This window comes from Flavobacterium cupriresistens (assembly GCF_020911925.1).
GTDB lineage: Bacteria > Bacteroidota > Bacteroidia > Flavobacteriales > Flavobacteriaceae > Flavobacterium > Flavobacterium cupriresistens.
This window is the reverse complement of record NZ_CP087134.1, coordinates 912798-927712: the sequence shown is the minus strand read 5'-3', so window position 1 is coordinate 927712 and position 14915 is coordinate 912798. Positions and strand designations below refer to the sequence as shown.

At 36.2% G+C, this 14915-nt stretch carries 10 protein-coding genes; 6 read left to right on the top strand and 4 right to left on the bottom strand.

Annotation, left to right across the window (positions count from 1 at the left end; translation table 11 throughout):
• Positions 1-156 precede the first annotated feature (156 nt).
• Complete coding sequence (locus LNP23_RS04190) at positions 157-855, top strand: CoA transferase subunit A (RefSeq protein ID WP_047776935.1); 699 nt, start codon at positions 157-159, stop codon at positions 853-855.
• 147 nt (positions 856-1002) lie between these two features.
• On the top strand, positions 1003-1656 hold the full coding sequence (locus LNP23_RS04185) for a CoA transferase subunit B (RefSeq protein WP_047776937.1): 654 nt from the start codon (positions 1003-1005) through the stop codon (positions 1654-1656).
• A gap of 163 nt (positions 1657-1819) precedes the next feature.
• Here LNP23_RS04185 and LNP23_RS04180 read toward each other — a convergent pair whose 3' ends face one another.
• Positions 1820-2347, bottom strand: a complete 528-nt coding sequence (locus tag LNP23_RS04180) for a DUF6646 family protein (RefSeq protein WP_047776939.1) — start codon at positions 2345-2347, stop codon at positions 1820-1822.
• Between the two features lie 49 nt (positions 2348-2396).
• Positions 2397-3131, bottom strand: a complete 735-nt coding sequence (locus LNP23_RS04175; protein ID WP_230003943.1) for a metallophosphoesterase family protein — start codon at positions 3129-3131, stop codon at positions 2397-2399.
• A gap of 578 nt (positions 3132-3709) precedes the next feature.
• Between LNP23_RS04175 and LNP23_RS04170 the strand changes: the two genes are divergently transcribed.
• The 4 genes from LNP23_RS04170 (at position 3710) to LNP23_RS04155 (ending at position 12325) form a co-directional block, all read left to right on the top strand.
• A complete protein-coding gene (locus LNP23_RS04170; protein WP_230003941.1) occupies positions 3710-6472 on the top strand; it encodes a M4 family metallopeptidase in 2763 nt (920 codons plus the stop codon).
• A 1309-nt stretch (positions 6473-7781) separates the two neighbouring features.
• Complete coding sequence (locus LNP23_RS04165; RefSeq protein ID WP_230003939.1) at positions 7782-10550, top strand: M4 family metallopeptidase; 2769 nt, start codon at positions 7782-7784, stop codon at positions 10548-10550.
• Between the two features lie 86 nt (positions 10551-10636).
• Positions 10637-11719 (top strand): DNA polymerase IV, encoded by a 1083-nt coding sequence (gene dinB, locus LNP23_RS04160; protein WP_230003937.1) that lies wholly within the window; start codon positions 10637-10639, stop codon positions 11717-11719.
• 96 nt (positions 11720-11815) lie between these two features.
• On the top strand, positions 11816-12325 hold the full coding sequence (locus LNP23_RS04155) for a PAS domain-containing protein (RefSeq protein ID WP_230003936.1): 510 nt from the start codon (positions 11816-11818) through the stop codon (positions 12323-12325).
• 179 nt (positions 12326-12504) lie between these two features.
• On the opposite strand, the gene LNP23_RS04150 is transcribed toward LNP23_RS04155, so the two are convergent.
• Positions 12505-14109 carry a fumarate hydratase gene (locus LNP23_RS04150; protein ID WP_230003934.1) on the bottom strand — a complete coding sequence of 535 codons (1605 nt, stop codon included), beginning with the start codon at positions 14107-14109 and terminating at the stop codon, positions 12505-12507.
• A 70-nt stretch (positions 14110-14179) separates the two neighbouring features.
• Entirely contained in the window at positions 14180-14914 is a 735-nt protein-coding gene (locus tag LNP23_RS04145; protein ID WP_230003932.1) for a hypothetical protein, read from the bottom strand.
• Position 14915: the final 1 nt, after the last annotated feature.

Below are 14915 nucleotides of genomic sequence, written 5' to 3'. Positions count from 1 at the left end.
TCTTATAATAAAAAAATCCTTTTGTGCTTTCCAAACCGGAAAGAGTACAAAAGGATTTTTTTTGTTCTATGGTTTTATTTTTTTACGAAATCGATATAATATGATAAGAATATAGTATTTTTATCAAAATTATTTGTCAATAAAAGACTAATTATTATGATTACAAAAAAAGTAAATAATGTTCAGGAAGCAATAAAAGGAATTGAAAGCAGCATGACGATTATGTTTGGTGGTTTCGGTCTTTGCGGTATCCCTGAAAATACAATCGCCGCTTTGGTTGCGACCACAATTTCTGATTTAACTTGTATTTCAAACAATGCAGGAGTTGATGATTTTGGACTTGGATTGCTTTTACAAAAAAAGCAAATCAAAAAGATGATCTCTTCTTATGTGGGTGAAAATGCAGAGTTCGAACGTCAAATGCTTTCGGGTGAATTAGATGTAGAACTTATTCCACAAGGAACTCTTGCAGAACGTTCCCGTGCAGCACAAGCCGGAATTCCTGCTTTTTTTACACCTGCCGGTTATGGAACCGAAGTAGCAGAAGGAAAAGAAGTTCGCGAATTCAATGGTAAAATGCATATTATGGAAGAAGCTTTCAAAGCAGATTTCGCCATTGTAAAAGCATGGAAAGGCGACGAAGCCGGAAACCTGATCTTCAAAGGAACTGCCAGAAATTTTAATGCATGCATGGCCGGTGCCGGAAAAATTACCATTGCAGAAGTAGAGGAGTTGGTTCCCGTTGGGACATTAGACCCTAATCAGATTCATATTCCGGGAATTATGGTGCAACGTATTTTTCAAGGAGAGAAATTTGAGAAACGTATAGAGCAACGTACTGTTAGACAGAGATAATTAGATAATTAGAAAATGTGATAATTTGTCCATGAGATAGTTGAGAAATGTAATCGTTGTTTAGACAGCACCAGTAAATCATTATCCAATTATCCAATTATCTAATTGCCAAATTATCTAATTACTAAATTGATACATTTAAGACATATGTTAACAAAAGAAGATATAGCAAAACGAATTGCTAAAGAAGTAAAAGACAGGTATTTTGTCAATCTGGGTATCGGGATTCCGACTTTGGTTGCCAATTACGTCAGAGAAGATATTGCGGTAGAGTTTCAAAGTGAAAATGGAGTTCTGGGTATGGGACCTTTTCCTTTTGCGGGAGAAGAAGATGCCGATATCATTAACGCAGGAAAACAAACCATTACAACACTTCCGGGAGCGAGTTTCTTTGATTCCGCTTTTAGTTTTGGAATGATTCGCAGTCAGAAAGTAGATTTAACTATTTTGGGTGCGATGGAAGTTTCTGAAAATGGAGATATTGCCAATTGGAAGATTCCGGGCAAGATGGTAAAAGGGATGGGAGGCGCTATGGATTTAGTAGCTTCTGCCGAAAACATCATCGTAGCCATGATGCATGTGAATAAAGCAGGCGAATCTAAAATCTTAAAAAAATGTACTTTGCCATTAACAGGTGTAGGATGCGTTAAAAAGGTTGTTACGGAGCTTGCGGTTCTAGAAGTGACGCCAAAAGGATTTAAGCTCTTAGAACGAGCGCCAGGCGTTTCTGTGGAACATATCATTGCGTCAACCGAAGCTGATTTGATTATTGAGGGAGATATTCCTGAAATGGCGATTTAAAGGCTAAGTTCGCAAGGTGCAGAGGTACAGAGAAAATCTTAGAAAATAGTTTATACTAAAAAACCGTCCATTTGGACGGTTTTTTTAGTTGTAACAATCTTAGAATCTTAGAGCCTTAGCAGCTTAGTACCTCAGCACCTTTGTTCCAAGAACCTTAACAAAACTATAGATTAAAAGAAGCTCCTAAGCTAAATGTAGTCTGATTGTTTAAGTTGTAAAAAGGATCATTATTATTACCGTATTTCGCTATAGGAAATCCAACTTCTGTAAATACTCCAAATCCGTCTGTGAAGAAATAACGTCCTCCTACATGACCTCCAAAATTATGTAAACCTAAACTTAGTCCAGGATAAACGTCTAATTCTTTAATACCGATCACGCTTGATAAGTTAGCGTTGATTCTTGCTTTAGCATCAAAACGATCACCGAAATCTGCTTTTGAATCATTGTATAACGTTACATCATTGTGGTAAAACCCTGAAAAGTTGTCTACTCCTAATAAATAATTAGCAACAAAACCAAACGAGAAATTCTCTCCCAATCCAAAATCTACAGAACCCTGAATACCAGAACCACCATTTTGTAAATTAGCACCAACATTAACTTTCACATCACCTTTTCCTTTAAATGCTTCTTGTGCCTGTGTGATTCCAACTGTTACCAGAAACAAAAGTGTAATTACCTTTTTCATAAATTTATATATTAATTATTTTAAAGCGCAAAAATAGCCATTTACAGATTTAATTCCTACCCTTTTCGTTAGAATACAGTTCGTTTAACGGATCACTTTGCCAGAATTCCTTGGTATCAACATCCATTATAGTCAGCGAACCTTTGAAGGCGGCGCCTGTATCAAGGTTCCATACGCAGGCTCTCTGTACGGGAACGGTTTCTCCAATTCGCGTTACCGGTGTATGACCGATGTATACTTCTTTGTAAACGGTTAATCGTTTTGGATAGTATAAATCGTCGGGTTTCAAATTTGGATCTAAAGAAAGTGCGGTTTCCCAAAGTGTTCGGTCCCAATAGAATAATTTGGAGAAAAATTCATAGGTTACACCACTTAGATTGGTATATCCGGCGTGTATGAATAATCGGTTTTCAGTATCCAGATAAAAATCCTGCAGCGATGTCAAAAAAGCGATATGTTCTTCTTTTCGTTCTTCAGAAAGAACAGCATATCCTTCAACAGTAGCTTTTCCGCCATGTTTATACCACATTTCCTCATCAAATTCCTCATGTCTGTTTTCTAGCCAGTCTAAAGCCAACTGATCATGATTGCCTCTGATGCAAATGCATTTTTGTTTCTTTTTAAGGTCAATTAAAAAATCGATTACCTGAGTTGAATGACTCCATCCATCGACATAATCGCCTAAAAATATAAGAGTATCATTTTGAGTAACCTTAGCTTTACTCAACACCTGTTCAAGTGCAAGTAAACCTCCGTGTATGTCACCAATAACAAATGTTCGCATTTTATTTTCTTTCGTGTAGAAGAACAAAAATAAAGAAGATAAATTGATAATCATCAGTGGGGAGAAGAATTTTCTAAAAAACATATTTTAAAAATAGTGGAGAGAAAACGTTCTGCTGTTTGTTTACCAAAAAGGATGAAATCAGTAGTGGGTTTGCGTTGTAATGGATTGACAAATTGATATTGATCTTCTCAAAAAGCAAGATCATTAATAAACGCCAATCCAATTAATTTAAAGGTTTATTCTAAGATTTATTTTGAAAAATTGAAAGACGGAGTCAAATTCTGTTTTTTTTTAAATCATAAAATCAGCTCAAAACACTTTGTTTTAATATTCTTATATTTTTAAAAATGAAAAACACATGTCACTTTTTATAAATTGTTAGTTGTCAATTAAGTAATAAATTATTTTGTAAGGTATTATTTACACTTAGTTTCTTTCCTTTTTTTAGAGATTTAAAGGTGTGATTTGTTTAAAAATATAAATAATAATTATTTTACGTACGAAAATAATTACTTTTATAAAGCAAATCTTACAAAGTGATTTGTGAATTTTTAACCAATTAAAAAATATTGCTTATGAAACGTATTTTATCCAAAATTGTTACAATGACAGTTGTTGCATTTTCATTATCCGGAGTAGCTCAGGAGAAAGATAAAAGAATCAGTCAGAAAAGTTTATCTGAGAACGGAGTACCAAGTTTAATTACTTTCAGTAAAATGTCGACTTATAAAAGTGCTGACGCAGAAAAAGTATTTAAAGAGCAACTGGCTTTAAGGGACAATCAATCCTTTGCAAAAGTTAAAAGCGAATCGGATCGTGAAGGTTTTACGCATGATAAATTTCAGTTGTATGAACAGGGAATTAAAGTAGAATTTGCGAATTATTCTTTACACTCAAAAAAGGGAAGACTGGAATCCATGAATGGTGAATTTTACAAGATTGTAAATGCAAGAATTAAACCGACACTTTCTGCGCAAGAAGCTTTTAACAGAGCGGTTGTACATACCGGAGCAAAGACGTATTTGTGGGATTCTCCGAAGGATGCTGCCGCAATGAATTATGAGAAGCCAAAAGGAGAGTTGGTTTTCTTGCCGGATATGGAAAACCAAGGAAAAGAAAGAACTACAGATAAAGTTCGTTTGGCCTACAAATTTGACATCTATGCAACAAACCCGTTAAGTCGTGGTGATTTGTATATTGACGCCGCAACAGGACAGGCTTTGTTTTATAACGCAACAATAAAACATCTTGGTGAGTATAGCCATGGAAAATCGAAAGCTGCTGTTAAAGATTATAGTTCAAATTCAAAAAGGGTAGTGGTTTCCGGTAATGCAGCAACACGTTATAACGCAGCACAAACCATTGAAACAACCTTAAACGAGTTTTCTTATATTTTGCTTGACGGAACACGAGGAAACGGAATTCAGACGTACAACTCTTCAAGAACGGCAACGTACCCAGAAACTGATTTTACAGATGCAGATAATAACTGGACAGCGGCTGAGTACGCTAATGCAAACAAAGACGATGGTGCATTGGATGCGCATTGGGGAGCCGAAAAGACGTATGATTACTGGTCCGCCGTACACGGAAGAAATAGTTATGATAATGCAGGAGCAAAAATTAAAAGTTATGTGCATTATAACTTAATTGCAGCGGGTTATGCTGACAATAATAATGCATACTGGAACGGAACTGTTATGACTTATGGGGACGGTTCCGGGGCGGGAGGATTCGATATTCTGACTTCATTGGATGTTGCGGGGCATGAAATTGGTCATGCAGTTTGTGAGCATACGGCTAATTTGGCCTACCAGAAAGAATCAGGTGCGATGAACGAAGGTTTCTCTGATATCTGGGGGGCTTGTATTGAGTATCATACAACTCCAGTAAAATCGACTTGGTTGATTGGAGAAGATATAGAAAAAAGAGACGGTCATTTGGCTTTACGTTCTATGAGTGATCCAAAGTCTGAAAGACAGCCGGATACTTACAAAGGAACTAATTGGGTATCAGTAAATTGTTTCAGCCCGCAAAGGAGTAATGATTACTGCGGTGTACATACCAATTCAGGAGTATTAAATCACTGGTTTTATATTCTTTCTATTGGTAAATCGGGGACAAATGATATTGGAAGTGCTTACGATGTTGTCGGAATAACAATAGAGAAGGCTGAAAAAATTGCATACCGTTTAGAAAGTGTTTATTTAACAGCGAATGCTACTTTTGCAAATGCAAGAACTTTCGGAATTCAATCGGCTATTGATTTGTACGGAGCAAATTCTGCAGAGGTTATTGCAACAACAAATGCATTTTATGCAGTTGGGGTTGGAGAGGCTTATGTAGATTTAAGAGACACAGCGCCTCCTACAGCACCAGCTTCTTTGGCAGCTTTTGGAATAACAGAAACAACAGCGAACTTAACCTGGACAGCTTCTACAGATAATGTTGCTGTTACTGGATATGATGTTTACGAGGGTACTACGTTAAAAGGAACTACTACTGCAACAAATTATAAGGTAATCGGACTGACAGCTCAGACTGCTTACCGCTTTTCTGTAAAAGCCAAAGATGCGGCAGGAAATGTTTCTGCGGAAAGTAATGTGATAGATGTTATTGCAACTGAGGGCTACTGTGTTTCTAAAGGAGAAAGTGCCGAAGCGGAGAGAATTGGTAAAGTAGTATTTGGAACAATTAGTAATACTTCAACAGGAACAGCCGGTTATGAAAAATTTACAGAGATTTCTACCAATGTTAGACAAGGAGCATATTGTTCAATTACAATCACACCATCATGGACATCCAGACTTAATACTAATAAAGAAGGTTATGCTGTATTTATTGATTATAATCAGGATGGTGATTTCTCTGATGCAGGAGAAACTGTGTGGACAAAATCCATTTCTAAAATGAGTTTTATTCAAGCATCTTTTAGAATTCCTGCAACAGCAACTTTGGGAATAACAAGATTGAGAGTCTCTATGAAATACAATGGTATTCCAACTGCTTGTGAATCTTTTTCTAATGGACAAGTGGAAGATTATTCCGTAAACATTACAGATTCAGGATCTTTTTTTATTAATGAATTGGTTGGAGAAGTAAATGCACCAGGCTCCGAATTTGATTTATATCCGAATCCTACTGATAAGGAACTAAATGTTTCTTCAATAGCGAAAAGCGGAGTTACTTTTAAAATTACAAATGCTTTAGGGCAACAGATTGGCTCAGGTCAATTGTCTAATAATCCTATTGATGTAAGTAAATTAAATGCCGGGATCTATACTATCGAATTCAACAGCGGTCAAAAAAGAGTTACTAAAAAATTCATCAAGAAATAAGTTCTGTTTTTTTAAGTGGATTTAAACCCATCTGGTAATGAATTGCCCTCAAGAAGTTAAACGCTATTTTGGGGGCATTTTTTATGAAAAAAAACCGATTGAATCTATTTAATTATTTGTAAAACCTTTGGAATTCATGAAGATTGGAAGCGTTATGTTAGATTGCCTCCTGCTTTATATCAATACCATTAAGATAAGCATTGTCAAAAAAAGTCTCACGCAGATTTTAGCAGATTGAAATAGAAAAAATCCGTAGAATCTGCAGAATCTGCGTGAAAAAATACCATTAAGATAAGCATTGTCAAAAAAAGTCTCACGCAGATTTTAGCAGATTGAAATAAAAAAAATCAGCAGCATCCGCAGAATCTGTGTGAAAGAACATAATTAAGTTAAGCATTTTCAAAAAAAGTCTCACGCAGATTTTAGCAGATTGAAATAAAAAAAATCCGCAGCATCCGCAGAATCTGTGTGAAAGGACATGATTAAGTTAAGCATTGTCAAAAAAAAGTCTCACGCAGATTTTAGCAGATTGAAAAAAATCCGCTGAATCTGTAGAATCTGCGTGAAAGAATATCATTTAAGTTAAGCATTGTCAAAAAAAGTCTCACGCAGGTTTTAGCGGAACGAAAGAAAAAAATCCGCTGAATCTGCAAAATCTGCGTGAAAGAATATCATTTAAGTTAGGTATTGTCAAAAAAGTCTCACGCAGATTTTAGCAGATTAAAATAAAAAAAATCCGCAGCATCCGCGAAATCCGCGTGAAAGAATACCTTAACTTAAATGATATTGTGCCAAAGCAGGAGTCTATTCATAATAATACTTTTACAAATCGTTTAATTTCTAGAGATTGGAGGACAAGCAACTTCAATTAAGTATTATAAACCTCCTCCCAAAATAACAAGATCAACTGGTCTAAGTCAGATTAGTTTCAGCACAAAGTTTTAGGATTTGTTTTACAAAATAAGAAGTCGGGGTCAAATCCCGGCTTTTTCATTTCAAAAAATCATTCGAAAAAGGTTTCTTTTGGCATTCTTACATTGAAACAGCTAAAAAAGCATGCTATTTTTTATAAATTGTTAGTTTTCAATTGAATATGTCATTATTCTGTAAGGTGTTGTTAATACTGGGATTCTTTGTTAATTTTAGGTGTTTTTACTTAGGAAAATGTTGCATTTTATCGATAAAAGGTAAAATTTGGCGTTTAATTAACAAAATTTATATATTTTTATCAAATAAATAAAGTATTTACTTACATGTTTTATTTATGAATATTTAACCAAATTTAACTAACCAAAATTAAAATTTGCTTATGAAAAGTATTTTACCCAAAATTGTGGCAACAACCGTTGTTGCGTTTTCATTTTCATTCTCTGCAGTAGCTCAGGAGACAGACAAAAGAATCAGTCAGAAAAGTTTATCTGAAAACGGAGAGCCTAGCTTAATTACTTTCAACGAGAAATCAACCTATAAAGGTTCTGATTATGAGAAAGTGTTTAAAGAGCAATTGGCATTAAAAGACAACCAGTCTTTTGCAAAAGTTAAAAGCGAATCGGATCGCGAAGGTTTCACACATGAAAAATTTCAGTTGTACGAACAAGGAATTAAAGTAGAATTTGCGAATTATACTTTACACTCTAAAAATGGAAAACTGGAGTCTATGAATGGTGAGTTTTACAAAATTGTAAATGCGAAAATTAAACCATCACTTTCTGCACAAGAGGCTTTTAATAGAGCAGTTGCGCATACCGGAGCAAAAAAGTATTTATGGGATTCTCCACAAGATGCTGCTGCAATGGATTATAAAAAACCAAAAGGAGAGTTGGTTTTCTTGCCGGATATGGAAAATCAGGGCGTAGAAAGAATTACAGACAAAGTTCGTCTGGCTTATAAATTCGACATCTATGCTACAAACCCGCTAAGTCGTGGTGATTTGTATATCGATGCTGTAACAGGACAGGCTTTGTTTTATAATGCTACCATAAAACACCTTGGTGAGAATAGCCACGGAAAATCAAAAGCTGCTGTTAAAGACAATAGTTCAAATTCAAAAATGGCGATTGTTTCTGCTAATGCAGCAACACGTTATAGCGGAACACAGACTATTGAGACAACCTTAAGCGGATCTTCTTACATCTTGCTTGACGGAACACGCGGAGGTGGAATTCAAACTTACAACTCTTCAAGAACGGCAACGTATCCTACAACCAATTTTACTGATGCGGACAATAATTGGACAGCTGCCGAATACAATAATACAAACAAAGACAATGGAGCATTGGATGCGCATTGGGGAGCAGAAATGACTTATGATTACTGGTCTACTGTTCACGGAAGAAATAGTTTTGATAATGCCGGAGCAAAAATTAAAAGTTATGTGCATTATAACTTAATTGCAGCGGGTTATCCGGACAATAATAATGCATTCTGGAACGGAAGTGTTATGACCTATGGTGATGGTTCCGGAACAGGAGGATTTGATATTTTGACTGCCATGGATGTTGCAGGTCACGAAATTGGTCATGCCGTTTGTACTTACACAGCTAATTTGGCTTACCAAAAAGAATCCGGAGCGATGAACGAAGGGTTTTCTGATATCTGGGGAGCTTGTATCGAGTATCGTGCAGCACCAACAAAAGGGACTTGGTTGGTTGGAGAAGATATCGAAAGAAGATCAGGACATGCGGCTTTACGTTCTATGAGTGATCCAAATTCAGAAGGACAACCGGACACTTATGGAGGAACCTATTGGAAAAACGTAAATTGTACGCCAACAAACAGTAATGATTATTGTGGTGTTCATACCAATTCAGGAGTATTAAACCACTGGTTTTATATTCTTTCTGTAGGTAAATCAGGAACAAATGATATCGGAAGTGTTTATAACGTTACCGGAATAACAATTGATAAGGCGGCAAAAATTGCGTACCGTTTAGAAAGTGTTTATTTAACAGCCAATTCTACTTTTGCAAATGCAAGAACTTCCGGAATTCAATCGGCTATTGATTTATACGGAGCAGGTTCTGCAGAGGTTATTGCAACAACAAATGCGTTTTATGCAGTTGGGGTTGGAGCAGCTTATGTAGGATCCGGTGATACAACGCCTCCTTCAGCACCAGCTTCTTTGGCAGCTTCAGGAACAACAGGAACTACAACAAATTTAACCTGGACAGCTTCTACAGATAATGTTGCCGTTACAGGATACGATGTTTATCAAGGCACTACGCTAAAAGGAACTGCTACTACAACAAATTATACCGTAACCGGACTTACAGCGCTAACAGCTTATACCTTTTCTGTAAAAGCTAAAGATGCTGCAGGAAATGTTTCTGCGGCCAGTAATACGGTAAATGTTACTACATTGGCTGCCGGTGTAACGTATTGTGCTTCTAAAGGAAATAGTACTGCAGACGAAAAAATTGGTAAAGTAGTATTTGGAACCATTAATAATACTTCTACAGGAACAGCAGGTTATGAAAACTTTACTGCGATTTCTTCTAACGCAGCTCAGGGAACTGCTTATACAATCACAATCACACCATCATGGACTGCTACGGTTTATACCGAAGGTTATGCAGTGTTTATTGATTACAATCAGGATGGTGATTTCTCTGATGCAGGAGAAACGGTATGGACAAAAGCGACTTCTAAAACAACTCCGGTTACAGGAACAATTACAATTCCTGCAACGGCAACTTTAGGAACAACAAGACTGAGAGTTTCTATGAAATACAACGGAATTCCAACTTCTTGTGAGGCTTTTTCTTATGGACAAGTAGAAGATTATTCGGTAAACATTACAGCTTCAGGACCTGTTGCTATTACTGAATTGGTTGCAGATGCAAGTGCCGTAAGTTCTGAATTTGCTATCTATCCAAATCCTGCTGATAAGGAACTAAATGTTTCTTCTTTAGGGAAAACCGGATCTACTTTTAAAATTATAAATACTTTAGGACAACAAGTTGGCTCAGGTCAATTATCCGATAATCCGATTGATGTAAGTAAATTAAATGCCGGCATCTATGTTATCGAATTGAACAGCGGTCAAAAAAGAGTTACTAAAAAATTCATCAAGAAATAATTTCTGTTTTTTAAGGTGATTAAAAGCTTCGCAATTGCGAAGCTTTTTTTGTGTTTGAAAGCGATAAAACTGCTTAAATTTGTAGCATGTCTGAAACGCCAGTATATCGAAAAATTATCCATATTGATATGGATGCTTTTTATGCATCGGTAGAGCAAATGGATAACCCTGCTTTGCGCGGGAAACCCGTTGCTGTTGGCGGATCAGAGAATAGAGGAGTAGTCTCGGCGGCAAGTTATGAAGCCCGAAAGTTTGGTGTTCGAAGTGCCATAAGTGGTGTTCTGGCCAAAAAATATTGTCCCGATATTATTTTTGTCCGACCCCGTTTTGACCGTTACAAAGAGATTTCGAATAAAATTCATGAGATTTTTCATGAATATACCGATTTGGTTGAACCGCTTTCGCTTGATGAAGCCTATCTTGATGTAACCCAAAATAAAAAAGGAAATCCAAGTGCCGGTTTACTGGCTCAGGAAATCCGATTAAGAATTTTTAATGAAGTGGGTATTACAGCTTCTGCAGGGATTTCAGTCAATAAGTTTGTGGCTAAAATTGCCAGCGATTATAATAAACCAAATGGACAGAAAACCGTAAATCCCGATGAGATTCTCGCTTTTTTGGAAGTATTACCGATTCGTAAGTTTTATGGAGTTGGAAAAGTAACTACAGAAAAAATGTATCAATTGGGTATTTTTACCGGAATGGAGCTTAAGAGTAAATCATTGGAGTTTTTGGAAAAACATTTCGGAAAATCCGGTGCCTTCTATTACAAAGTCGTTCGTGGCATTCACAATAGTGAAGTAAAACCACATCGTGTGACAAAATCGGTAGCGGCTGAACACACTTTTGATGTGAATTTATCTTCGGAAATTTTTATGTTGGAACAGCTTGACCGAATTGCGACTTCCTTAGAAAGACGCTTAAAGAAATACAATATTTCGGGTAAAACGGTGACGCTCAAAATCAAATACAGTGATTTTACCCAACAGACCAGAAGCAAAACACTACCTTATTTTATTGCCGATAAAAGCCTGATTTTAGAAACGGTCGAAGAGTTATTGTATCAGGAAAAGATGAAGGATTCCGTTAGACTACTCGGAATTTCTTTGAATAATCTCAATACAGAAGAGAAGAAAGCAGTTGTAGTTCAATTGAAATTCGCATTTTGATTGTTTAAAGTAATATTAAATAACCAGCATGTTTGTTTTGTGATGAATTTTCTCGTTATCTTTATAAAGAAATAGTTTGTTCTTAAATTATTTACAATGAAAAAAGCCAAGTTAGAAGAAATTTCCAATCATACTTCAGTCCCTATTTTAGCATGGGATTTTCACTATGAGTATTTAAATGAGCTGAAGGTCGCTTTTGCTGATTTGAAGAAAGTAAAAGAAATCTCCGTTCAATTTGGGTGGAATGAAGAAAAGCTGAACATAACGGAGCGTATAAAGGAAGAAGTAGTTCTGATAACCGATCCGAATCTAAAAATCATCTTCGCATCAAGTGGAATAAAAAGAATGACAGGATACACAGAAAGTGAGGTTCTCGGCAATACGCCAAAGATGTTTCAGGGGGCAGCAACTTCTAAAACAGATTTGAAAGAAATAAAAAAAGCAATCGAATTGCAAATCCCGTTTGAGAAAACCATCAAAAACTATAAAAAAGATGGCAGAACCTATAAATGTAAAATATCGGCCTCTCCCGTTTTCAACCTAAAAGGAAAACTATCGCATTTTATAGCTTTTGAGAAAGAAGATGTAATGCCTAATCGGACTTAACTTTTCTTTCCATAAAAGTGTCGTCCATTAACGTCTAGCTTTTTTAGCAGTTCCTTTAGAATTATTTTACAGTTTTAAAGAATGAATTTAAAAAACAAAAGGCACAGTTTTAAGCTGTGCCTTTTAATGTATTTGTAGGATAAAAACGCTTGAGAACCTTGCGGTTAAGCAGTTAGGTATTATAGATTTTCAAAGAAATCATTTCCCTTATCATCTGTAATAATAAAAGCAGGGAAATCTTTAACTGTAATTTTACGAACCGCTTCCATTCCTAATTCTTCAAAATCCACAACTTCTACTTTAAGAATATTATCCTGTGCCAAAATTGCTGCAGGACCACCGATAGAACCTAAATAGAATCCACCATATTTGTTACAAGCTGTTGTAACTTGTTTAGATCGGTTTCCTTTTGCCAGCATAATCATGCTTCCGCCATGTTTTTGAAATTCATCTACATAAACATCCATACGACCCGCTGTAGTTGGTCCAAAACTTCCTGAAGCCATTCCTTCCGGAGTTTTTGCAGGACCGGCATAATAAACCGGATGGTTTTTGAAATATTCCGGCATTGGTTTTCCGGCTTCCAATAACTCCATAATTTTAGCATGTGCGATGTCACGGGCAACAATTACAGTTCCGTTCAGTTTTAAACGGGTTTTAATTGGGTACTGAGTCAGTTTTGCTAAAATATCGGCCATAGGCATATCCAGATCAATTTCAACCGGAGCTTCTAAATGTGGAGCTGTTTCCGGTAAAAATTGCTTTGGATTTACTTCTAATTGCTCAACGTAGATTCCGTCTTTAGTAATTTTTCCTTTGATATTTCTGTCAGCAGAACAAGAAACACCTAATCCAACCGGACAAGAAGCGGCGTGACGTGGCAAACGAATTACACGAACATCGTGTGTGAAATATTTACCTCCAAACTGAGCGCCAATTGCACTTTCCTGGCAAATTTTCTGTACACGTTCTTCCCATTCTAAATCACGGAAAGCCTGACCGGCCATGTTTCCGGAAGTCGGTAAGTGATCGTAGTACCCTGCAGATGCCTTTTTAACGGCACCTAAGTTCGCTTCTGCCGAAGTTCCACCTATTACCAAAGCTAAATGGTACGGAGGACAAGCCGAAGTTCCTAAATCCTTTATTTTTTCACGGATGAATTCATCCATTGCTTTATCATTTAAAAGCGATTTTGTTTTTTGGTACAAAAAGGTTTTGTTGGCAGATCCGCCTCCTTTTGCCATAAACAAAAACTCGTAAGAAGCGCCTTTTTTAGAATAGATATCAATTTGTGCCGGAAGATTTGATCCTGAGTTCTTTTCTTCAAACATCGAAATCGGAACAATCTGAGAATAACGCAAGTTGCGTTTTTGGTAAGTGTTGAAAATTCCTCTACTCAACCATTCTGCATCATCCACTCCGGTGAAAATACTTTCTCCTTTTTTGGCCATTACAATTGCTGTTCCTGTATCCTGACAGCTAGGCAACTGGCCTTCGGCTGCAACAGAAGCATTTTGTAATAAGTTGTAAGCCACAAAACGATCATTGTCTGTAGCCTCGGGATCATCTAAGATGTTGCGAAGTTTTTGTAAGTGCGTCGTTCTTAGCATAAACGAAACATCTGTTAAGGCTTCTTCAGCTAATAATTCTAATCCTTTTGGATCAACAGTCAGGATTTCACGTTCCCCAAATTGTTCCACTTTTACAAAATCGGAAGTGATTTTGCGGTATTGCGTCTCATCCTTCAAAATAGGATAAGGGTCTTGGTATATAAAATCAATCATTGCTTTGTTTTTTTACAAAGTTAGAAATTATTTACCTTAGAAAGATTTTGAATAAGGGCTCTGAAAGAGTTTATTGTTGTTTGTGGAATTCGTCAAAAGACCTCTTTTTTTCAAAGTAAGGCTTGTCTTCAACAGAAAGCATTTTTTTGGTCCAGAGCTTATTTTTTAACTGAAAAACGATTGAATCATAATGTTTTTCATAGCCCATTTCCTCGTTTTCATCATCCGGTTCAAATGCAACTCTTTTGCAATAAAAGAAATCGGGGTTTGATTTCCCACTCGGATTTGTGAGTTCGACCGAACTTCCCCAACCGCTATCAGACATTGTTATCCATTCGTGTACAAGTTCTAAGTTATTGTTGTTTAGCTGGTAAAGATAGTTGTCATGGGCATATCCACAGGCTGGATATCCATAGCTAATTTGTATAAAAGAACTGTTTTTGGTATCAGAAGCAGACAATCCGTAAGAGGCACTCCATTCAGATCCTTCCGTAGTCCCTTTAATCGTTAATTTTGAAGAGGCTGTTTTGATTTTGTTTCGATAAAAATCAAGTTGATAGTTTCCTGTTATAACACTGTCCTTGTCTATTTTTTGGTTTAAAAGGTGTGCCAGAATATAACTGTTTTTTGTTGTTCCCGCAGTTTCATAAAATGAAATAGTATCTGTTTTTAGGAATTTTTCTTTTGCAATTGTGACTTCTTCAGTTTTGTTTTCCTGATTAGCAACAGATGGGATATCTGCTATGTTTTTTTCTTTTTGACAGCTTATAAAAAAAGCTAATATAAATAAGTATTGAATTTTCATG